Source organism: Hymenobacter metallicola (assembly GCF_004745645.1).
Taxonomy (GTDB): Bacteria; Bacteroidota; Bacteroidia; order Cytophagales; family Hymenobacteraceae; genus Hymenobacter; species Hymenobacter metallicola.
Genome location: NZ_SRMB01000001.1, coordinates 1,179,588 through 1,201,048 on the forward strand (window position 1 = coordinate 1,179,588; position 21,461 = coordinate 1,201,048).

19 protein-coding genes are annotated in these 21,461 nt (G+C 62.6%); 7 read left to right on the forward strand and 12 right to left on the reverse strand.

The genetic code is table 11. The features are described from left to right. Positions 1-3: 3 nt before the first annotated feature. A complete protein-coding gene (locus E5K02_RS04960) occupies positions 4-1,098 on the reverse strand; it encodes a sensor histidine kinase (protein WP_135392646.1) in 1,095 nt (364 codons plus the stop codon). Positions 1,099-1,266: 168 nt separating this feature from the next. Between E5K02_RS04960 and E5K02_RS04965 the strand changes: the two genes are divergently transcribed. Beyond that, positions 1,267-2,493, forward strand: coding sequence for a hypothetical protein (locus E5K02_RS04965; protein WP_135392648.1), 1,227 nt, complete (start codon positions 1,267-1,269; stop codon positions 2,491-2,493). Between the two features lie 435 nt (positions 2,494-2,928). Here the strand turns inward: E5K02_RS04965 and E5K02_RS04970 are convergent, their stop codons facing one another. The 9 genes from E5K02_RS04970 to E5K02_RS05010 form a co-directional block, all read right to left on the reverse strand. Continuing rightward, positions 2,929-3,753: an amidohydrolase family protein gene (locus tag E5K02_RS04970; protein ID WP_135392650.1), complete on the reverse strand. Its 825-nt coding sequence runs from the start codon at positions 3,751-3,753 to the stop codon at positions 2,929-2,931. Continuing rightward, positions 3,705-5,150, reverse strand: coding sequence for a dipeptidase (locus E5K02_RS04975; RefSeq protein ID WP_135392652.1), 1,446 nt, complete (start codon positions 5,148-5,150; stop codon positions 3,705-3,707). The genes E5K02_RS04970 and E5K02_RS04975 overlap by 49 nt, the downstream gene beginning before the upstream one ends. Before the next feature lie 109 nt (positions 5,151-5,259). Beyond that, positions 5,260-6,156, reverse strand: a complete 897-nt coding sequence (locus E5K02_RS04980; protein WP_135392654.1) for a hypothetical protein — start codon at positions 6,154-6,156, stop codon at positions 5,260-5,262. Further along, on the reverse strand, positions 6,153-7,259 hold the full coding sequence (locus E5K02_RS04985; RefSeq protein WP_135392656.1) for a PLP-dependent aminotransferase family protein: 1,107 nt from the start codon (positions 7,257-7,259) through the stop codon (positions 6,153-6,155). Before E5K02_RS04985 ends, E5K02_RS04980 begins: the two co-directional genes overlap by 4 nt. 68 nt (positions 7,260-7,327) lie before the next feature. Further along, a complete protein-coding gene (locus E5K02_RS04990) occupies positions 7,328-9,310 on the reverse strand; it encodes a hypothetical protein (protein WP_135392658.1) in 1,983 nt (660 codons plus the stop codon). Between the two features lie 4 nt (positions 9,311-9,314). Beyond that, positions 9,315-10,625: a hypothetical protein gene (locus E5K02_RS04995; protein WP_135392660.1), complete on the reverse strand. Its 1,311-nt coding sequence runs from the start codon at positions 10,623-10,625 to the stop codon at positions 9,315-9,317. Positions 10,626-10,628: 3 nt separating this feature from the next. Continuing rightward, positions 10,629-11,516: a hypothetical protein gene (locus E5K02_RS05000; protein ID WP_135392662.1), complete on the reverse strand. Its 888-nt coding sequence runs from the start codon at positions 11,514-11,516 to the stop codon at positions 10,629-10,631. 113 nt (positions 11,517-11,629) lie between these two features. Next, positions 11,630-12,460: a hypothetical protein gene (locus E5K02_RS05005; protein WP_135392664.1), complete on the reverse strand. Its 831-nt coding sequence runs from the start codon at positions 12,458-12,460 to the stop codon at positions 11,630-11,632. Positions 12,461-12,827: 367 nt separating this feature from the next. After that, positions 12,828-13,511, reverse strand: a complete 684-nt coding sequence (locus E5K02_RS05010; protein ID WP_135392666.1) for an HAD family hydrolase — start codon at positions 13,509-13,511, stop codon at positions 12,828-12,830. 271 nt (positions 13,512-13,782) lie between these two features. On the opposite strand from E5K02_RS05010, the gene E5K02_RS05015 reads away from it, so the two are divergent. From E5K02_RS05015 to E5K02_RS05025, 3 genes are all read left to right on the forward strand, one after another. After that, positions 13,783-14,049 carry a TonB-dependent receptor plug domain-containing protein gene (locus tag E5K02_RS05015; protein ID WP_167856286.1) on the forward strand — a complete coding sequence of 89 codons (267 nt, stop codon included), beginning with the start codon at positions 13,783-13,785 and terminating at the stop codon, positions 14,047-14,049. Positions 14,050-14,130: 81 nt separating this feature from the next. Then, a complete protein-coding gene (locus tag E5K02_RS05020) occupies positions 14,131-14,598 on the forward strand; it encodes a hypothetical protein (RefSeq protein WP_135392670.1) in 468 nt (155 codons plus the stop codon). 79 nt (positions 14,599-14,677) lie between these two features. Beyond that, positions 14,678-14,914 (forward strand): hypothetical protein, encoded by a 237-nt coding sequence (locus E5K02_RS05025; protein WP_135392672.1) that lies wholly within the window; start codon positions 14,678-14,680, stop codon positions 14,912-14,914. Between the two features lie 35 nt (positions 14,915-14,949). Here E5K02_RS05025 and E5K02_RS05030 read toward each other — a convergent pair whose 3' ends face one another. Both E5K02_RS05030 and porX read right to left on the reverse strand, forming a co-directional pair. Next, positions 14,950-15,471: a hypothetical protein gene (locus tag E5K02_RS05030; protein ID WP_135392674.1), complete on the reverse strand. Its 522-nt coding sequence runs from the start codon at positions 15,469-15,471 to the stop codon at positions 14,950-14,952. A gap of 83 nt (positions 15,472-15,554) precedes the next feature. Then, the gene (gene porX, locus E5K02_RS05035) at positions 15,555-17,120 is read right to left on the reverse strand and encodes a T9SS response regulator signal transducer PorX (protein ID WP_135392676.1); all 1,566 of its coding nucleotides are present in this window, start codon (positions 17,118-17,120) and stop codon (positions 15,555-15,557) included. A gap of 351 nt (positions 17,121-17,471) precedes the next feature. On the opposite strand from porX, the gene E5K02_RS05040 reads away from it, so the two are divergent. From E5K02_RS05040 to E5K02_RS05050, 3 genes are all read left to right on the forward strand, one after another. Further along, a complete protein-coding gene (locus E5K02_RS05040) occupies positions 17,472-18,704 on the forward strand; it encodes an HD domain-containing protein (RefSeq protein WP_135392678.1) in 1,233 nt (410 codons plus the stop codon). A 128-nt stretch (positions 18,705-18,832) separates the two neighbouring features. Then, positions 18,833-19,873: a UDP-3-O-(3-hydroxymyristoyl)glucosamine N-acyltransferase gene (gene lpxD / locus E5K02_RS05045; RefSeq protein WP_135392680.1), complete on the forward strand. Its 1,041-nt coding sequence runs from the start codon at positions 18,833-18,835 to the stop codon at positions 19,871-19,873. Between the two features lie 108 nt (positions 19,874-19,981). Further along, positions 19,982-21,376, forward strand: a complete 1,395-nt coding sequence (locus E5K02_RS05050) for a bifunctional UDP-3-O-[3-hydroxymyristoyl] N-acetylglucosamine deacetylase/3-hydroxyacyl-ACP dehydratase (protein WP_135392682.1) — start codon at positions 19,982-19,984, stop codon at positions 21,374-21,376. Positions 21,377-21,461: the final 85 nt, after the last annotated feature.

A 21,461-nucleotide genomic window follows, 5' to 3' on the forward strand; every position in this document is an offset into this window, starting at 1 on the left:
CGCTTATAAATCAAGGTGAAGTTCGACCCGCACGCCGGCCGCGTCCTCCGTCACCTGGGCCCGGTGCCGGTCGGGATACTGCAGCTGCAGGCGGCGCAGGGCCGCCGCTACCACCGGATCGGAGCGGTAGGCCGCCACGGGTGGGGCAGAGCTGAAGCGGCAGAAAGTAGCCGCAAGCGCGTGCTCGGTGATGTGCAGCGTGGCGGTAAGAGTGGCCTCGGCCGCCGGCAGCCCCACGAACAGGCGCTCCAGAAACGGGTAGAGTACCAGCGGCGTGATACGCTGCCCCGCTACCGGCCCGCTCACGGCCTGCTCGATGCGGACGCCCGGCCGGCCGTGCAGGCGTTCCAGGGCCAGGTAGTCGGCCAGAAACTCCAGCTCCCGGCTCAGCAGCACAGTTTCGGTATCCGACTCGTACAGGCTGTAGCGCATCAAGTCGGCCAGGTGCAGCACCATGTCGCCGGCGCGCGGGTCGTGGTGGCGAGTGAAGCCGTGCAGGCTGCCCAGGGTATAAAACAGAAACTGCGGATTGATCTGGGCCTTGAGGTAGCGCAGCTCCAGGCTCAGCTGGTCGCGCTCCAGGGCCAGGCGGCGCCGGTTTACTACCTGAGCGTAGGCCAGAAAGCTCACAATAATAGGGAACATCATCTCGGCCTGCAGCCCCAGCACCATGCTCAGCAACCCCGGCCAGCTAAACACCGTGGCCTGCAGGCCCGGCTGGGTCGATTCGTGGTAGAACTGCGCCAGCCGGGCGGGCGGGTCCAGGTACGCTGCGGCCAGCTGGTAGCCGTAGTAGTTGAACAGGCCGAAGGCATACACCAGTCCCACCGCACTGAGGGCCACCCGCCCGTAGCGCCCCTGCTGGAGCCAGCGCGGAATAATCAGGTAAACCAGGGCATTGAACAGGCCGATGGCAAAAACCAGCCGCAGCAGCACCAACGACCAGTTGGGCCCGTTGAAGTGGTAGTTGGTGCGGTTGTACCAGGCCAGGTAAAACCCGGTAAGCAGCACCCAAAGCAGCGCCTGCAGCAGCACGGCCGTGGTGCGGGCACTCAGGCTCTGCCAGCGGAAAGCAAAGCGGCGGATGGTTTCAGACATGCACAAAAGCTGACCACTTCCTTCTTTGGTGGTGTGGCGTGGTGATTTGGTCGAATAAAGTTCGGGCTCCTAAAGCTGCGTAATTTCTTTGACCCAGATTCACCCCCCACTCCAAGAAACTACCCGATGCTTTCTTCCCGCTCCACGCCTGCCCTTGCTTGCTGCTTCGTGCGTCGTGCCCGCCAGCTGGCCCTGGTGGTGCTGGCCGGCCTGCTCGGCGGCACGGTCCAGGCCCAGGAAACCGACACTACCTTTGTTCGCCTGCTGCGCAAAAACACGTTTGCGATGAGCCCCAGCGGCGCGCAATTCAGCGGCCCGGGCTGGGACAGGCTGCAGCAGGACCTCCAGCAAAGTCCGCTGGTGCTGCTGGGCGAAGACCACGGCATGGCCCAGATTCCGACGTTTGCGGCAGCCGTAGCCCGGGAACTGAAGCCCGCCCTCTACATTGCCGAAATCGACCAGTATCAGGCCCAGGACCTGAGCCGCCTGGCCGCCCAGCCCGGCCTGCCCACTGCCTTTAACCGGCAGCACCCGATGGGCCTCACGTTCTACAGCTGGGCCGAGGAATTCGAGCTGGCCCGCGCCCTGCGGGCCCAGCGCGTGCCCATCATCGGCATCGACCAGGTAAGCCTGATGGCCACCGGCAGCCTGTTTGAGCGCATGGCCGCGCAGGCCCAGGGCAAGGCCGCCAAGGCCTATCTGCAAAGCCGCGTGGCGCCCTACCAGGCCCAGGACCGCCGCGCCCTGGTAGAAGGCACCAGCCACTACAGCATCTACCAGCGCCCCGCTTCCCTGGACAGCCTGCGCGCCATTACCAGCCAGGAAAGCCCCGCGGTGCAGCAGATGGTACGCGACTTTGTCCTGAGCAGCACTATCTACACCCTCTACGCAACCCAGGGCCTGAAAAGTCACCAGATGCGCATCAACCTGATGAAGCGCAACCTGCTGGAAAGCCTGCGGCCCTACGACAAGCCCGGCCAGCCCCTGCCCAAGATGCTCTTCAAGTTCGGGGCGGCGCACACGGCCCGGGGCATGAGCCTGACGGGCGGTGTGTTTGATATCGGCAGCCTGGCCCTGAACTTGGCCGACGCCCACGACCAAAAGTCCCTGCACATCTTCATCATCGGCAAGCAAGGCACCAAGTCGGGCCCCACCAACCCGGACGACCTCTCCAAGAGCGTAATGTCGTATTCCAACGATAAGAACCCGATGCTCCAGCCCTTCACTGCGGCCACGCCCGCCAGCGGCCCCTGGCAGGTATTCGACCTGCGCCCCCTGCGCCGCGCCCTGCTCAACGACAAGCTCCAGGTGAGCCGCCACGCCCTGGCCCTGGTTCTGCAAGGCTACGACTATCTGGTCATCATTCCCGAAACCACCGCCAGCCGCGCCTACTAAGCGGCCCGTTGTTTGGTTTGCTCTCCTGCATCAGGCGTACGCAAAGCAAAGGGCCCTTCTCCCCTGAAGGCCAATCCTGATTCAATACGCAAGGCCCTTTGTCAGCACGGCAAAGGGCTTTTTCACATTTATGCCCTCTACAGCTCGCCCTTCTTCAACGGCCTGACTGATTACGACGTCTATTCCTACGTGATGCTACCGGTCAAAAAGAGCTTCTGGCAGAAGAAAGCCCCGCCCAAGCTCGACATCGTTAACCTGTTCTACCAGCTCAACTTCCGGGTTACTTCCAGCGTGGTGCCGGTGGACAACAGCAGCAGCAACTACAACGATTTCCGCCGCGTGCGCCTGCCCTTCACCGACAACCTGGGCAAAACCAACCGGAAGAGCAAGCGCGTCGAAACCCAGGGCGCCGCCTGGGCCAGTGAGCCGCTTGGCTCAGGGCCGCATCAGCCACGGGTCCCGCCACGCATTGCTCAGCTCGGCGGCCGGCACGGCCACCTGCTGCAAGGCGCCCGGCAGCGGGTGGCGCCGCACCGTAGCCAGCAGGCGCAGCAGGTTGCCGGCTACCACCTGCCGGGTTTCCTCCGTTCCCAGGTGCAGCGCCCTTATTTTGGCCAGCTCCACGCCGGGGTGCAGCCAGGGCCCATCGGAGCCGAACAGAAACTTATGGGCGCCGGCCCGGTCCACGGCCCGCTGCAGAATATCGAAGCGCCGTACCCCGCTGGTGTCGGTGTAGATGTTGGGAAAGCGCACAAGGTGGTCGATGAGGCCAGCCTGGGCCCGCCAGTCGTCGGAGAAGCTGCCCAGGTGCGGAATAATGAAGTTCACGTCGGGGTATTGCTCGCCCAGCAGCTCTACCACCGCTATTTCACCTACCACATCGTAGAGCACCGGCAGCCGAAAGGCGCGGGCCACGTCGCAGATTTCCCGGCTGATGCGGGCATCGAAGCGGTGGGACTTGATGCCGCAGAAACCGTACTGCTGCACGGCCGTCGTCACCAGTTCCCGAATGCGGCCCCGGTCGCGCTGGGCGTGCACAAAGGCAAACCCGTAGAACCGCCCGGGCTGCTGGCGCACCAGGCGGGCCACCTGCCGGTTGGCCACGGCGTAATCGGAGTGAAAGGCGGCGAAGAGCACCGTGCGCTGAATGCCGGCCTCGTCAGCCCAGGCCAGGTAGGGTTCCAGGGGCGCGTCGGTATCCCAGGGGCCGGTCAGGCCGTCGCCCTGGCCCGCGTGGCAGTGGCAGTCGATGATGAGCATAGCCAGGGAGTTGGGGAAGTGAGCTGGCCGAGGCGGCGCAGAAAAAACAGGCTGGTGCGGATGCCGCGCCAGAAGTTGGGCAAAAACAGAAACTCGTCGGGGCCGTGCTTGTGGTCGTCGGGCAGGCCCAGGCCCATAAGCACCGTCGGAATGCCTAGGTGCTGCTCAAAAAGGCTGACAACCGGAATGGTGCCGCCCGAGCGTTGGAGCACCGGGGCCCGCCCAAACCCGCGGGCGTAGGCCTGGGCCGCCGCTTGCATCACCGGCAGCGTGGGCGCCACGGTATAGGGCGGCGCGTGCAGCTGGGCCCGGAGCGTGGCCTGCACCTGGGGCGGAGTGAGCCGCCGCAGGTATCGGCGCAGCTGCTCTTCTACCTGGTGAGGGTCCTGGCCTTCGGCCAGCCGGAAGCTGAGCTTGGCACTGGCCCGGGCCGGCACTATCGACTGCACGCCCGCGCCCTGGTAGCCGCCCCTGAGCCCGGTAATGCTCAGGGAAGGCCGCAGCACGGTGCGCTCGTACAGGGTGTAGCCTGGTTCGCCCCAGCCCTGGGCCACCTGGGCCTCGCGCAACAGCTGAGCCTCGGACGGACCGTAGCGCCGCAGGTAGGCCCTTTCCTCGGCGGAAGCAGCCCGTACCGGGTCGTAAAATCCGGGAATAGCAACCCGGCCAGTAGCGTCGTGCAGGGCGGCCAGCAGCGTACTCAGGGCTTGCAACGGGTTGAGGACAGCCCCGCCAAACACCCCGGAGTGCAGCTCGGCCCGGGGCCCGATGACGGTCAGCTCGGCGGCCAGGGAGCCGCGCAGGCCGTAGGTCAGGGCCGGTTGCTGGGCCGACAGCAAGTTGGTATCCGACAGCACGGCCCAGTCGGCGCGCAGCAGGCGGCGGTAGCGGCGGATGAACTCACCCAGGTTGGGGCTCCCGATTTCCTCCTCGCCTTCCAGCAGGATTTTCACGTTCAGCGGCAACGGCCCGTTCTGGCTTAGCAACAGCTCCAACGCCTTGAGGTGCACAAAAAACTGGCCTTTATCATCGGAAGCCCCGCGGCCGTACAGCTTGTCGTCGCGGATACGGGCGCCGAAGGGCGGCACGGTCCAGGCGGCGGCCGGCTCGATGGGCTGCACGTCGTAGTGCCCGTAGATGAGCAGCGTGGGCCGGGCCGGGTCCACGCGCTTTTCAGCGTACACAATCGGGTGGCGGGGCGTTTCGAATACCTGCACCGCGTCCAGTCCGATGCCGCGCAGGTGCCGGGCCAGCCAGGTGGCGCACCCACGCACGGCGCCCGTATGGGCCGGGGCGGTGCTGATGCTAGCAAACCCCACCAGCTCCCGCAGCTCCGCCAGGGCCTTCTGCGACCAAGCCGGCGAAAATTCCTCGAAAGATGCGGCGGTTGTTTTCATTAGTTCGAATCCGGATAGTTTCCCGCCGCCAGCTTGGCCGCTGTACACACACCTGGTGGGCTACGGCAATGAGTTCACCCCAAACCTGGCAGGTTTGCCGCCCGCTGCTTTACCGCGCCAGCTCGTAGCCTTTTTGCAGGCGGCGGCGCTGCCGGCCCTCGGCCTTTTGGGTGCGCGCCCCGTGCCACTCGGTGCGGTACTGGCTGTATCTGGTCGTGGGGTCGGCACCGGGGTACGGGGTGGCGTGGTCGTAAGACGGAGCCGTGGGGCGGTCCTTTTTCCGGATTCGGATAGGCTGTTTGCCGTAGAAATAATGGCCCGACACCTGGTTGCCCTGCTCGTCAATAAGGTGATAGTGCGGCGCGTCCTGGGGCTGCTTGGCAGCGTGGTGGGCCACGCGGTAGCGAAACCGGGCAGGCCCCTTGGCACTAGCCGCGTTGCGGCGGGCAGCTTCGGCCAGCGCGGCCTGACGAGCCTGCGGCGCCGTGGCGTGCAGGCTGTTGCCCACCGAGGGCCGCTGCCCGTCGCCCTCCGGAATACCAGCCGAGGGCAGCGGCGCATACGGGTCTTCCCAGGCCAGCCCGGTTTCACCGAGCAGTTCGTCCAGCAGCGCCCGGGACTTGCGTTCCTGGCAGTGCCGGCACCCGCAGCACCCGCCCACATGCTGGCCGGTGCGCACCAGCCGCAGCTTCGTGCCGAGTCGAAACCGGTTCAGAAACTGTTGCAACGCCTCCCGGCAGCGGGGGCAGCCCTGCCGGCTCACGACCAGCAGCACGCTCCGCACCCGAACCGGGAAGCCGGGCTCGGCGGCAGCGCGGCGCTGGAGCCAGCGCATGAGCTGAAATTCGGGGTGACCGGCGCACCCCCGGGCCAGTGGAGCCGGCAAGAGTGGTACGCGCAGCGTTGCTCCACCCCGGGTATACACGGTAGCGCGGTCGGACGGGGCCGCGGACTCGGGCGCCGGGTGGCGGGTGGCCGGGAGCGGCAGTAGCAGGGGCAGATTCATGGCAAAAGCAGCGGTTGAGGGTGAGAAGCCGGAAAAAACCAGTCGGAGTGCCGGGCCAGGTGGGCTAGCAGGTCAGTCAGGCGGCGCAGGTCGGCTGGGCAGTGGTCGGCGCGCAGGCAAAAGGCCACCTGGGGCACCGTGGGCCGGGCCCTATCGGCAAGCAGCAGGGTTTGGAAGCCTTGTTCCCGCAGCAATTGATGCAGGCCCAGGCTAGCCGAGGCCCGGGGCAGCACCAACTTCTGCACCGGAAACCACCCACCCCGCGGCCGGAGCCCGGCCGCCGCTACCTCCTGCCGAAACTGCCGGAGGAGGCTTGTAAGTTGCTGCCGGGCCGCGGCCCCGTGCCGGGCGTCCTGCTGCAAGGCCAGCCCCGCGGCCCAGGCGTGCCACCCCGATACCGGGCTGGTATGCACGCGCACGGTGCTGCGCTGCTCGTAGCGCGCCAGCCAGCGGCGGGAGCCGCCCAGTACCGCCACCGGCACCCCCAGCCCTTTCGCCAGGGAGGTAATCGTGAGGATCTGCGGGTGGTGCAGGCCCAGAAACGGCAGACAGCCGCCCCCGCCCTGCCCCAGCGGCGCACGGACGGTGGGTTGGCGGCCCAGAATTCCAAAAGCCTGCGTATCGTCGATGAGTAGTACTGCCTGCGGGTCGGGAACCAGTAGCTCCAGATAGCGGGCCAGCGGGGCCGGGCCTTCGGCGGGCAGCTGCCAGCCATCGGTGAGCAGCCAAGCCGGGCGGCCCTGCTGGCGGTAGGTGTGCAGCCGCCGGGCCAGGGCGGGCAGGTCGGTGGCGGAAAACGGCACGACGGGCAGGCCCCGCAGTAGGGCCCGGGCCGCGCCCCACTGCCCCACTGGGTACATGGCCTGGTCGATAAACACCACCCCCGAGCGGGGCAGCAGGGCCAGCACATCCCAGAACAGGTGCAGCGAGGAAGGGGCCAGCAGGCCCGCTTCCAGGCCTTGGCGGTGCGCTACTTCCCGGGCCACCCGGCGGTGCCAGCCAGGCTCCTGCAAGGCGGCCGGCCGCCCCGTGCTCAGGGGCAAACCGGCCGGCAACTGCAGCGGACGGGCACCCAGGTAATGGGCCGAAGTGAAGTCTACCATACCCGGCAAACTACAAGCACCGGGGGCGGCCACCGGATTCTAAAAAACGGCTGCCGGCCCCGGTGGCCTCAATCGGGCAGGGCGTTGCGGCGCGGCACCGGCGCGCCGGCCGGGCGGTTGGGCGCCAGTGCGTTGAGCCGCGCCGCCGGAGCCAGTTGCCCCCGCCGCCGCAGCTGCTGGTGCTGCAGGGCCGTTTGCCGCTCAATCAGCTCGGCCGGCTGCAGGTAGCGCTCCTCATTATCGGGCACATTCAGGCGGGCATCCACAATGTCGGAAGCCAGGTCGACCCCGGTAACGGCCTTGTAGGCGTGGATGTAGCGCTGAATTTCCTCCCGCCAGTAATAGGCCCAGTTGGCCGCATTGGTAGCGCCTACGCCGGGGCTATTCCAGGAGCCGTAGCGGATGCTAAGCAGAAGCTGCTCGCCAAACGTGCCCAGATCGTGGAAGTGGCTGATGTTGGCCGGGTTCCAGCCCTGTAGCTGCTTCATGTTGTCGACGCGGTCCATCCAGGGCTCGGCGTAGGGCACCATAATGCGCCCCCCCAGGAACTCGCGCACCTCGGGGCGGGCCAGCAGCCACTGCTGCACCAGCATTTCCGAGCGGGCCGTCCAGGGCAGGTCGCCGTACTGGTTGTGGGCGCCTTCGGCCAGGGTCAGGTGCACTTCGCGCAGGTGGTTCAGAATCGGGAAGCCGTCGGGAATCACGGTGGTGAAGTTGGCCTGCTGGTAGAACTCGGTGGCGGCCCGCAGCAGACTATGGAAGCCGCGCAGGAAAAACGCCCGCGACTCGGCCACCGGAATATCCTGCACGCCGCGCCCCATCAGTCCGAAGCCGTATTCGTAGCGGTACTCCAGGTTGCGGCGATTCATGCTCAGTCGGAACCGCTCGTCCTCGATGTAGCCCCAGATCAGGTTGTTCAAGGGCCGCAGCGGGTCCAGGTTCAGGTTGGCCAAGGGGTCCTGCCCGGGGCCACCCTGGCGCACGTTCTGGAAGCGCAGGCTAATGGCGTTCATGGTTTGCACCAAGCCGCCTTCTTCGTGCCAGTACGACCAGATCAACTCCATCAGGGGCGGGGCCTGCAGCTTCGACTTAAGAATGCCGTAGCAGACGTCGGTGCCCATGCCGGTGATGTCGCCTACATCCTTGAGGGGCACTTCGGAGAGCTTCTCGCGGATGATTTTGAAGTAGGGCAGCACTTTGCCTTCCTCATTCTCCAGCTGCTCCAGGTACTCTTCGCGCAGGTCGCCGGGGCTGAACTGAAACCCACCCAGGCGGCGCGCTTCCGTCGCGTCGCGGTTGGGGTGCAGGTTCAGGTTGCCCGAGCCGCCGGGCCGGTCCCGCTCGATGGCCATGCCCACTTCCTGCATCAGGTAGGCCTCGGTAGCGGCCTTAAGCATAGCGTAGGAGGCCAAGCGGTTGAAAGGCAAGAACAGGCGGGTGTTGCTGGCCGACAGCAGGCTTTCCTGCTGGTTGGGGTTGCGCACGCACAGCACGCTGTCGACGAAGGCGCGGTAGCGGTTGAAGTCGATGGTGCGGTGCCGGATCAGGGACCAGAGCGGCTGGTCGTTGGTTTCCTCGCGCTTGGCCTCGCCCAGGGTCACGCGCACGGGCCGCTCTACCTCATCTTCCATCACCACCAGCTTCCAGGGGCCAAAGTCGCGGCTGGCGTCGTTCACGTAGCCTTTGATGTGGTACGTGCCCACCTTGTCCCACTCGCTCAGCGTCCAGACAATGGCAATGCTCTGCTTGTCGAGCACCGAAATGCTTTCCTTTTTCAGCTTAAGCTGGTCGAAAAGCTTGTCCTGGCGGTTGTCCTCAACTTCGACTTTGGTCAGGATGAGAACGTCGTTTTTGATCGTGTAGGTGTAGTGAAAGATTTGCACCGGGTCATCGGTACTGAGGTTGTCGATGGTCAGACGAATCTGCCCGGGCGTGCCCAGCACATCCTTTAGCAGGCGTCTTTCCGTCGGCTCCGTGCTCAGCTCCAGCGTTAGCAACGAATTGTCGCCGAGCGAGACATGGGTAGCGTCAATGCTTAGTTCGCGGTTCATGGATTCAAGTGGTTAGAGAGTGAGAGGGTGGGGCCGGCACGCGCGGCGGCGCCAGGCCGTAGTTGCGGGCCCGGTTCAGGGCCCAGCGGGTCAGCAGCCGGGCCAGCAGTTGGTATTCCTGGGGCGGACTCAGCTGCCCATCGGCCCGGGCCTGCCCGATGACGGCAAAGACCAGCGACGGGGCCGCGGCCTCGCGCAGCGCGGGTTGCTGCTGCCACTGTCGGAACAGGGCCTGCAGCTGAGCCGGTTGGCGCTCGGCAATTGGGAACAAGTCGGCCAGGCGCTGCTCACGCAAGGCTTGGGAGCGGTGGTTGAGCACGAGCTGGGCAAAGCGCGGCAGCAGGTCTACTAGCATCCGAATCAGCTTCTGCTTGCTGGCCGTCAGCCCGTCGGTGGGGTACAACGCCTGCCACTGCCGCGTGAGGGCCGCCCACTGCGGGTGCGGATACAGGGCCTCGCCCAGGGCCAGGCTCAGGCGCACCCGAATCCAGGGAAACGGGTGGGGGCCGTCGGTGCCGATACGGAAGACGAAGTAGCTGGGCAGGCTCACCACGCTCATCAGCCCGTAGGTAGCCCCGATGCCCAGGTGGCCCAGCGCCCAGAAGTCGGACAGGATTTCGTTGAGCCAGCGGTTGAGCAACAGCCACCCGAGTTGCTCGGGCCCGCCTTTGGCCGCTTCCTTGTCCAGCTCCAGGCGAATGGTTTTAGTCAGTTCCAGCAGCTCGGAGCCCTGGTGGCCCACCTCGTGAATCAGCGACGAGGCAATGCCGCTGCCCACCATCCGCTCCCGCGGAATCTGGATGACGCCCACCGGGTTGTCGTCGCCGCCGGGCAGGCGGGTGCGGGCCCTTCGGATGGCCGCCCCGTGCCCGCGCTCGGCAAAGCAGATGAGCGGCGGCGCTTCGAAGTAGTTGCCGGGCAAACGCAGGGCGTCTTCGGCCAGCACGTCGAGGCCCGCCAGCCAGGTGCCCGTGCCGTGCTCCCCGCGCTGGCTGAGCACGTCGGCAAAGATGTCGACCTGGTCGAGCAGGTTGTTGAAGCGCAGCTTGAGCAGCACAAACTTGGCCTGGGCCTCGGCCGTGCTCAGGCCCTGGCTGTCGGGGCCCTGCATCCAGCGCACAAACTCCTGGAGGCGGCGCCGCAAATCGAAGGCAATACGGGCCAGGTGGTCGTTGATGGCTGATTGGGCCGGGGCCGAAACAGCCGCCGCCAGCACCATGGGCGTGTTGAGCGAGAAGGAGCGCACCGTCTGGAGGCGGCTGAACAAGGCCAGGGCCTCGTTCACCAGAAACTGCGTGTCGGCGGCGCTGCGCATGGCCTAGAGCTGAATAACGAGTGTGCGGCCCCGGCGCTGCCACGTCCCGCGCGAGGCGCGGCCGATGGGCATGGGGGCATAGTCCTGCTCGCCGCCATCCTGGCCAAAACCGCCGTCGAAGCCGGCTCCATCATCCCCTGGCCCGTCCTGATCCTGATCCTGGGCAAAGCCCCCACTCACGTTCAGATTGCCGCCCCCGGTACCGGCGTAGCCATAGCGGCTTCCGCGGCGGCCCGGACTGCTAAAGCGGCCGTTGGCGCCGCGGCTGCGCTGGTTGCCACTGCGCAGCAAGCCCGGCGCGTGCTGCCGGGCCGCCTGGCCCAGGGCGGTGCGAGCCAGCGTGGGAGCCGGCACGCCCGGGCGCTGCCGTTGCAGGCTGGCCCCGCGGCGTATGGCCGAGTTGGCAAAGCGCACATAGGCGCGGGCGGTTTCAAACTCGCGGTCCTCGGGGCTAAGGCCCTCCAGTTCCAATTCAAACAGGTTGGTGGCCATCGAACCCAGCTTGCCCCCGATCATGCCGCCCACGGGGCCGCCCACGAAGGAGTCCAGGGCCTTGCCGGCAATGGGAATAGCGACTTTGGCCACCGACTTGAGGGCGCCGCCAATGGCGCGGCCCACCGAGGAGTTGGCAAAATTACCCACGGCCCGGCCCGCGCTTTTAATCAGCTTGCCCAGAAACTGGTTGAGCTCCTGCTCGTTGCTGACTTCAAGCAGCTCGTGGGCCAGCTCCATTTCCTGGGTTTCCTGAAGCTCCCCGTTCATTTCATAGGACTCGCCGTTCATTTCGCCCATGAATTCGGGATTGAACTCAAACGTCTCCTGCGAGCTGCCATACTCCTGCTCCTGGCCGAGGGCTTGCTCAAATTCCTGCGAAAACTCATTGTTGTACATGGCGGAAAGGGTGAAGTGGTGAAATAGAAAAGAGTGAAATGGCGAACTGGGGAGCGTGGTGCGCACCCGGCGCAAACCGAACGACAACGCACCAGCGCACCCGTACGCTGCCCCTAGGCATCATACAGGACCAGAGTGCGGCCCTGCCGAACCCAAGTGCCGCTGTTGGAGCGGGCCGCGCCACCGAAGCTGCCGATGCCGTCGGCCAGGCCGGGGGCCAGCTGCGGCACCGCTGCGCCCAGCACTTGGCGGCCCAGCTGGGCCGGCGTCAGGCGCGGATTCTGGCGGGACAGGCGGGCGGCGCGCCGGCTCACATCGGAGGCAAAGCGCACGTAGGCCCGGGCTATTTCCAGCTCCTGGCTTTCGGGATTTAGGCCTTCGAATTCGAGGTTGAAGATGCGCTGGGCATTATTGGCCAGCCAGTTGCCGGCCTGCGTACCGGCCCAGCCCCCTACAGCTCCGCCGGCTGCCTTACCGGCCTGGTTGCCCAGAAAGCCGCCGGCCTTGGCCCCCAGGGGCCCTAGTCGGCCTCCCAGGGCTTTACCGGCACGGCTGCCGAGGGCGCCGCCGGCTTGGCTGCCCACCTGCGCGCCCAGTTGGGGCAGGGTGTTACGGCCCACATCCACTAGGTATTTGCCCACGCTCTGGCCCGTGGGCGAGGCCACGAAGTTGGTGGCCGCGCCCTTCACGGCGCTGGCGGCCTTGCTCAGCAAATCACCTAGAAACAGGTTCAGCTCCTGCTCGTTGCTGATTTCGAGCAGCTGGTAGGCCATTTCCAACTCCTGGTTTTCCTGCTGGCTGATTTCGCCACGGTACTCCTGGCCAAACTCCTGCTCCATTTCCTGGCCGTATTCGCCCTGCGACTCAAACTCGAAGCTATTCTCATACTCGCCGGTGGTGGCGCTCGACTCCAGCTCCTGGAGGGTCCGATCAATATTGTGCATGACTGACAAGTGGTTAGGGTGAAGAATCTGTGCCTCTCCCCTTTTCCAAACCCAGTGCCAGCCTGCCCAAGCCCGTTTCCAGCGTATCAGGGCCGGTCCTGCCGAAACCCGTTTCGGCAGGACCGCAATGCCGAGCTTTCGGCGAAATCCATTTCACCGCTGCCCCACCCTTCTATCACCCCCGCCGGGCACCGCAAGTCGACCGCAGGCGCGCGGCTCTACCCCGCGCGCCTGCGGACCCGAGTCAGGACTTACCGGTTCCGGACCATAAACAAGCAGCAAAGACGCCTGCCGACGTTTCCCGGCAGCCGATTGGCCCGCAAGGAAACGCCAGCAGGCGTCTTTAGATAGTTCGACCAGCTGCCGGCTACAAAACCGGCACGCGGCGCAGAGCGGGTATTTCCAGCAGGTGACTTACCGTATGGGTGGGCTGCAGGGCCCGGCACTGCGCGGCCTCGCCAAAGCCAAAGGTGACCCAGCAGGAGTCGATGCGGCTATTACGGGCGAACTGCAAATCAGCAGGAGTGTCGCCGATCATCAGAATTTTGTGCGCGGGCACTTCCGGGAAGCGGGGCTGCACTACTTCGTGAAACACCATGGGGTCGGGCTTTTTGGCCAGCTGCTTTTCCGGCATCGTTCCGTCGCCGATGACCAGGGCCACGAAGGGCAAGAGCCCGAGTTGGGCCAGGGAGGCTTCCAGCACGGCCGCGCCCTTGTTGCTGAGCACCCCAATGATGACGCCCTGGGCCGTAAGCTGGGCAAACAGGTCGTGGACCCCGGGAAAGGGCGTCACCAGGGGCTCGGCCTCCCGGGCGTAGATTTCGCGGTAGGTAACGACCCATTCCGCCACTTCCGGCTCCGACAGCTCCGGCCGCAGCTCGCGCAGCATCTGGCCCAGCACCAGCCCCCGCCCTATCATTGAATACACCACTTCGGGGTTGGGCTGGGGCACCTGGTAATGGTCGAAGGTGCGCTCAAAGCCGTAGACAATGGCCTGGCGGGTGTCGCACAGCGTGCCGTCGTAATCGAAGAGCAACAAGGAGTAGGGCATGCGGACTGGTTGCGGGTAAAAGCTGCGTAAGCTACGACGGGCGGCGGCATCTGGCCGCCCCGCCGGTTGAAATAAATATAGTTGCGTCCTTGTGCATTCTTGCTCCTTCCGGCATCAACCCTGGTAGAATCCGTACCGAAAGGCGCTACCCTCATTTCGTTGCTGCATGTCTATAACCCTACTAACCACACCTTTACGATTTCACCTTCTGGCAGCCAGCCTCCTGCTTGCTGGCTTCGAGGCGCACGCGCAAAGCTTCACGCGGGCGTGCATGATGCCGGTTACGAATGTCGATTCGCTGAAGCGCCGCCCGTTGCGCATGATCAGCGCCTCATCAGTTGACCCGCCAAAGCCCCTGTTCGTGGTAAATGGAGTACCGATGGGACCAGCTTTTCAGCCCGAAGATATACCAGGCCGCTACGTGAAGAAAGTAGAGGTGCTGACCGGTACCTCGGCCGCCGCTATTGGCGGCACCCGCGCGGCCAATGGGTTGATACTCATCACGACCACGCGCCGGTATAAGCCGGTTGCCAACTAAGGTTTCCGGGTAGATGAACCAGCGGAGTTGCGCAGTATTCAGGTAAGTTTACACCTCGCTTTTTTTCCAACGCAGTATCCTATGAAGATTTTATACAGTGCCTTGCTGGTGGGCGCTATCCTGCTGGGCGGATGCCGCCAGAAGAATTCGGATCCGCAGCCGCCGGCCTACAACATGACCTTTACCATTAAAGGCCAGCCGGTGCAGTGCAATGCCGTGTTTACGGAAACCCTGAACTCCGATGGCTCGACTTCCACGCTGGTGTATTCGCGCAACGAGTATCCCTCTATCCTGCTGGGCTTTATGCGAGACAAAGGGGCGCCCATGTCGGCCACGTATCTAACCACCATCACCTATTTTCCGGAGCAAGATCTAACCAAGAGCAAGTCCCTTTCAACAGTCAGCCCCAGCCACCCGGACAGCAAGCTGAACAGCCTGCGTGAAGACGGCAGCAACCTGCGCAGCGGCTCGTTCAGCGCGTCCTACGTCGAGAATACTACCACCGTTACGGCCACGGGCACCTTTACAAAAGTACCTCTACAGAACTAGCCGGCTGTCCGCTCCTTAAATTACATGAAACGCCACCGCACCACTTGTCACGAGCTGTAGGTACCACCCTACAACTCGCATGAAACAACCTAAAAAGCGCTGGGCCTGGACGGCCCGGCAATGCGGCCGGATTCGGCTCTACAGCAGCTTCGCATATCGGCTCTATCAGCCTAGCCGATTCTTCCGAGAACGGCTTTGGAGCCAGCACCGCATGCAAACCCGCACAGCCCTCCACCAGCTTCGGCAGGGCGCCGAGGAAACGGAAGTCCGGTTTCCGTATCAGCATAAGTACTCCGCGCACTGGGATTGTACTTAACACAAAGGGCCGCCCAGTTGGGCGGCCCTTTGTGTTTACGCCACTCCATTTGTTCGTAGGTCCTCCCACGTGCCTTTAGTCAGATTCAACCGGACGTTGAAAAAGCAGTTACCCCCGTCTGTTACGTCTACGATCCGCTTTTTCCAGTATGGAAAGTCTGCTTCATCACCACAGAAGCAGTTGACCCATACTATTTTGGCACCTTGGCTATTTACGTTTACAACCAATTGTTTTCTGTAGCGGGCAAGGTCAATAACGTAATTCTCCTTTCGAAACGGTATTTCCGGATGAGCCTTTTGCATATCGGCATAGTCGGCTTCCGCAGCCTTATTGAACTCGGTGACGCAGGCTCTTAATAAGGCATCCACTTGGTTTAGCTCGGCCACCGAAACAGGGTTAGGTTGGAAGTTTGGAATGACTGCAAAATCCGTCAGGGTTATTTTCGTCTCTTGTTCGTGAATCGAGGTAGTGGCCGTAGGAACTTTCAGCTTTATCTTACCTTCCTGCGAATTGCAACCACTAATTAGAATCAGACATACTATAACTGCTGCTCTCATCAGGCTCAATCTATTAAAAACACAATAGCGGCGGGCCTCCGAAGAAACCCGCCGCTACCTAAGGTATTCAAAATCCACTCCCGCTACGCCTTCGAGGTGAGCGTGATAAACGGAATAATCACCTCCTCCAGGGAGATACCGCCGTGCTGGAACGTGTCCTTGTAGTAGTTCACGTAGTAATTGTAATTGTTGGGGTAGGCGAAGAAATAGTCGCCCAGGGTGAAGACGTAGGCGGTGCTCACGTTTTCGCGGGGCAGGAAGATGCGCTCCGGCTTGCGTACCACGTACACATCCTTGTCGGTGAAGCCCAGGTTTTTGCCGTGCTTGTAGCGCAGGTTGGTGTTCGTGTTCCGGTCGCCCACAATCTTGAAGGGGCGCTTCACCCGGATGGTGCCGTGGTCGGTGGTGATGATGAGCTTGCCTTTTTTCTCGGCAATAACCTGCAGCATCTCGTACAGGGGCGAGTGCAGGAACCAGGATCGGGTGATGCTGCGGTAGGCCGACTCATCGGCGGCCAGCTCCCGAATCATGGCCATGTCGGTGCGGGCGTGCGAGAGCATGTCCACGAAGTTGTAGACGATGACGTTGCACTTATAGTTGTTGTGCAGGTTGCTCATCTTGCCCAGCAGGTCTTTGCCGGCCTGCAGGTTGGTAACCTTGTTGTAGCTGAACTTGTGCTTCTGGTTGGCCTTCTGGAACATAATTTCCATGAATTCGGCCTCGTTCAGGTTCTTGCCCTCGTCGTCGTCGTCATTGACCCACAGGTTGGGGTACTTCTTCTGAATCTCGCCGGGCATCATGCCCGAGAAGATGGCGTTGCGGGCGTAGGCCGTGGTAGTGGGCAGAATCGAGTAGTACATTTCCTCCTGGTCCACGGTGAACAGGTCGGCAATGATGGGCTCCAGAATCTTCCACTGGTCGTAGCGCAGGTTGTCGATGAGCAGGAAGTAGACAGGCGTGTCGCCGGTTTCCTTCAGCAGCGGAAACACCCGCTTCTGAAACAGCTCGTGCGACATCATGGGCGCGTCGTCGGCCTCGTTATTGACCCACTCCTCGTAGTTGTCCATGATGAACTTACAGAAGTAGTTATTGGCCTCGTCCTTCTGCATATTGAAGACTTCGGCCATGCTCTTGCCTTCCGTCTCATCAATTTCGAGCTCCCAGTACACCAGCTTTTTATACACGTCGGCCCATTCTGAGGGGCTCAGCCGGTCGCCGAGCTGCATGCCCAGCTGGCGGAAGTCGCGCTGGTAGCTGCTGTTGGTTTTCTCCGAAATCAGGCGCTTGTTGTCCAGCACCTTTTTCACGCTGAGCAGAATCTGGTTCGGGTTGACGGGCTTGATGAGGTAGTCGGCAATCTTGGAGCCGATGGCGTCCTCCATGATGTGCTCTTCCTCGCTCTTGGTAATCATAATAACGGGCAGCGTAGGCTTGGCCGTCTTGATTTCGGTCAGAGTTTCTAGGCCGGTCAGGCCGGGCATGTTCTCGTCGAGGAAGACAATGTCGAAATTCTGCTCCTGGACCTGCTCAATGGCGTCGGCGCCGGAATTCACGCCCGTTACGTCGTAGCCTTTTTCGGTCAGAAAGAGAATGTGGGGTTTCAACAGGTCGATTTCGTCGTCGGCCCAGAGGATGGAGTACCGTTGCATATAAGGATGTTGGGAATCTTGAAAAGGTCGCGCCCGGCAAACCCGCCCGGCGTTTCAGAAAGGGGACATTCAGACAAACCGGCCCGTTACCAGGTGTAGACCTCAAAGAGGGCAAATGGCGCAAGCAGGTTGCAAATGACGTTTCGTAAGTAGCTTTACTCCCAATACCCGGTTTTTGGTTCTGAAAAATTACGGCAATCCGATATTCAGCCGCCGAACTCCGCCGTAAAGAAGCCAAAAATTGTTGAGTTGGGTTCCGCGCCTGGCCTCGCAGGTTGTTGTATCTCAACTTTTCTGCCTGCTATATGTTCCGCCTTCGTGCCCACCCGCGGCGCGCTACAGCTTTCTGCATTGAACAAAAAGAAAATCTTCAACGACCCGGTGTACGGCTTTGTCACGGTGCCCACCGAGTTGCTGTTCGACCTGATTGAGCACCCCTACTTCCAGCGCCTGCGCCGCATCCAGCAGCTGGGGCTCACCGGCTTCGTGTACCCGGGCGCCCTGCACACGCGCTTTCACCACGCCCTGGGCGCCATGCACCTGATGACCCTGGCTCTGCGCACGCTCAAGGACAAAGGCGTCAAGATTTCGGCCCGGGAAGGCGAAGCGGCCCTGATGGCCATCTTGCTCCACGACATCGGCCACGGCCCGCTCTCCCACGCCCTGGAGCACGCCATTTTTCACGAAGTGCCCCACGAGCAGCTCAGCCTGTTTTTGATGCAGAAGCTCAATAAGGAGCACGACGGCGCCCTGGACCTGGCCATTCGCATCTTCCAGGGCACCTACGAGCGGCCGTTTTTCCACCAGCTCGTCAGCTCCCAGCTCGACATGGACCGCCTCGACTACCTCAACCGGGACTCGTTCTATACCGGCGTGCAGGAAGGCCGCCCCGGGGCCGACCGCCTCATCAAGATGCTGACCGTAGTCGACGAAAAGCTGGTGCTGGAGGAAAAGGCCGTCTACAGCATCGAGAATTTTCTGGTGAGCCGCCGCCTGATGTACTGGCAGGTCTACCTGCACAAAACCGTCACCTCGGCCGAGCAAATGATTATCCGCATCATTCAGCGGGCCCGGGATTTGGTCCGCTCCGGCCACGAAGTACCCGCCTCCCCCGACCTGCACTATTTCCTGGCCAAGCCGGTCAGCATCCTGAACTTCTCCCAGGACGAGAGCATTCTGCAGCGCTTCGTGCAGCTCGACGACACCGACGTGTGGAGTGCGGTAAAAATGTGGGCCCAGCACCCCGACAAGGTGCTCAGCTACATGTCGCGCAGCATGCTGGACCGCAAGCTGTTCAAGATTATTCTGCAGAGTGAGCCTTTCGACGACGATTTGGGTCTGGGCGTTATTGAACTCATTGCCGAGAAATTCGACCTTTCGCCCCAGGATGCCAGCCAGCTGATGCTCGCCGGCCGCATCAGCAACAACGCCTACGACGCGGCCGGCAAAGACACCATCGACGTGCTGACCAAGAGCGGCCGGGTTGTCAACGTGGCCGAAGCCTCCGACCTGCCCAACATCCGGGCCCTGGGCCAGCGCGTCGAGAAGCATTACATCTGCTACCCCAAAGAAATTGCCCACTAAACGAGTTTTTGGCTTTTGGTTTATGGTTTTTGGCACTCCGGCTGAGTTTAAGCGCAATGCAGCAATGCCTTAGGGGATAACCAACGACCAAAAACCAAAAACCAAAAACCAACCGCTACTTTTGCGCAATGGAATTTACGGTAGGCCAGATTGCGGAAGTGCTGCACGGCGTCGTCGAAGGCGACGCCTCGCTGCGCATTGACCGCTTGGCAAAAATTGAAGAAGCGCAGGCCGGGGCCCTCTCCTTCCTGTCGAACCTGAAGTACGAACCCCACCTGTATACGACGGGCGCTTCGGCCGTTATTGTCAGTAAAACCCTGACCCTGAAGCAAGCCGTGCCCGCGGCCCTGATTCGCGTCGACGACCCGTATACCAGCTTCACTACCCTGCTCGAATTCTACCAGCAGGCCACCCGCACCGGCCGGCGCGGCGTGGAGGAGCCCGCCTTCATGGGCACGGGCTCCACCATTGGCGACAACCACTACCGCGGGGCTTTTTCCTACATCGGCCAGGACTGCCGCATCGGCCGCGACGTGGTGATTTTCCCCCAGGCCTACATCGGCGACCGGTGCGTGATTGGCGACGGCACCATTATTTACGCCGGCGCTAAAATCTACGCCGAAACAGTTATCGGGGCGCGCTGCACCATTCACGCCGGCGCCGTCCTTGGCTCCGATGGCTTCGGCTTTGCTCCTCAGCCCGACGGCTCCTACAAAACCATTCCGCAGATCGGCAACGTGGTGCTGGAAGACAATGTGAGCGTGGGCGCCAATGCCACCATCGACTGCGCCACCATGGGCTCGACCATCATCCGGGAAGGCGCCAAAATCGACAACCTGGTCCAGATTGCCCACAACGTGGAAGTAGGCAGCCACACCGTTATTGCCGCCCAAACCGGCGTTTCCGGTTCCACCAAGATTGGCAGTTTCTGCGTCCTGGCCGGGCAGGCCGGCGTGGCCGGCCACCTCACGCTGGCCAACCGCACTACCGTGACGGCGCAGTCAGGCGTGGGCAAGTCCATCAAGGCCGAAGGCGTACTGCTGCAGGGTTCCCCGGCGTTTAATCTGCGCGACAGTTTGCGCGCCAACGCCATTTTCCGCCACCTGCCGGAGATAGAGCGCCGCCTGAGCGACCTGGAGCGAAACTCATCCATGTCGGAAAAGTCCTAGCTTTGCAGCCTATTTAGCTATCAGTCGCTTGTTGTCCGTTGTCCGGCCAGTTCCATTGAGACTGCCTGCTCACGGACCACCGACAATTGCTAGCTGACAACTCTTCCAATGAACGACAAGCAACATACCATCAAGGCGCCGGTGACCGTGAGCGGCATTGGCCTGCACACCGGCGTTTCGGCCAACATGACGTTTTGCCCCGCGCCGGTTAATCATGGCTATAAGTTTCAGCGCGTGGATATGCCCGGCCAGCCCATTGTGGATGCCGACGTCGACAACGTGGTGGACCTCTCCCGTGGCACGACCATCGAGCAGAACGGCGCCCGGGTGAATACGGTAGAGCACACGCTGGCCGCCCTGGTGGGCTTGCAACTCGATAACGTGCTGATTCAGCTCGACGGGCCCGAGCCTCCCATCATGGACGGCTCCTCGTTTGAATTTATCCAGGCTATTCAGGCTGTGGGCCTGGAAGAGCAAAACGCGCTGCGCAACTACTTCGAGATTCCCGAGGAAATCCGCTTCGTGGACAATGCCCGGGCCGTGGAAATTGCCGCCCTGCCCCTGAACGATTACCGCCTGACGGTAATGGTGGACTATAATTCGCCCGTGCTGGGCTCCCAGCACGCCTCCCTGACGGATATCACCCAGTTCACCTCCGAAATTTCCAGCTCGCGCACCTTCTGCTTTCTGCACGAGCTCGAGGCTCTCTACAAGTCCAACCTGATCAAGGGCGGCGACCTGAGCAATGCCATAGTCGTGGTAGACCGGGTGGTGAGCGACGAGGAGTTGAGCGAGTTGGCCACCATGCTGGGCAAGCCCAAAGTGGCCGTCAAGAAGGAAGGCATTCTCAACAACGTCGATCTGCGCTACAAAAACGAGCCCGCCCGCCACAAGCTGCTCGACATGGTCGGTGACCTGGCCCTGGTGGGCCGGCCGCTGAAAGGTCAGATCCTGGCAGCCCGCCCCGGCCACGCGGCCAACGTGGCCTTTGCCAAGAAGATCAAGAAGAAGATGATGGAGGCCAACACCTCCTCGGTGCCGACCTACGACCCGGGCCGCGAGCCGGTGATGGACATCAACCAGATCAGCCAGACCCTGCCCCACCGCTACCCTTTCCTGCTCATCGACAAGATCATTCACTTGGATGCCAACACGGTAGCCAGCATCAAGAATGTGACTATCAACGAGCCGTTCTTCCCGGGGCACTTTCCCGGCAACCCGGTGATGCCCGGCGTGCTGCAGATCGAAGCCATGGCCCAGACCGGCGGCATCCTGGTGCTCAACACCGTACCCGACCCCGAAAACTACTGGACCTACTTCCTGGGCATCGAGAACTGCCGCTTCCGCAAGCGTGTTACCCCCGGCGACACTATCATTTTCCGCTGTCAGCTGTTGTCTCCTATCAAGCGGGGCATTGCCAAGATGAAAGGCCAGGCCTTCGTCAACGGAAAAGTGGTCATGGAAGCGGAGATGAGCGCGGCCATTGTCCGCAAAGACGCCTAATTTTCAATTAGCAGTTAGTAAGTAAGAATGTCTGACTCTCGGACGAAAAGCGGCTCCCGCAACGTTGAGAACCTTCTTAGTTATT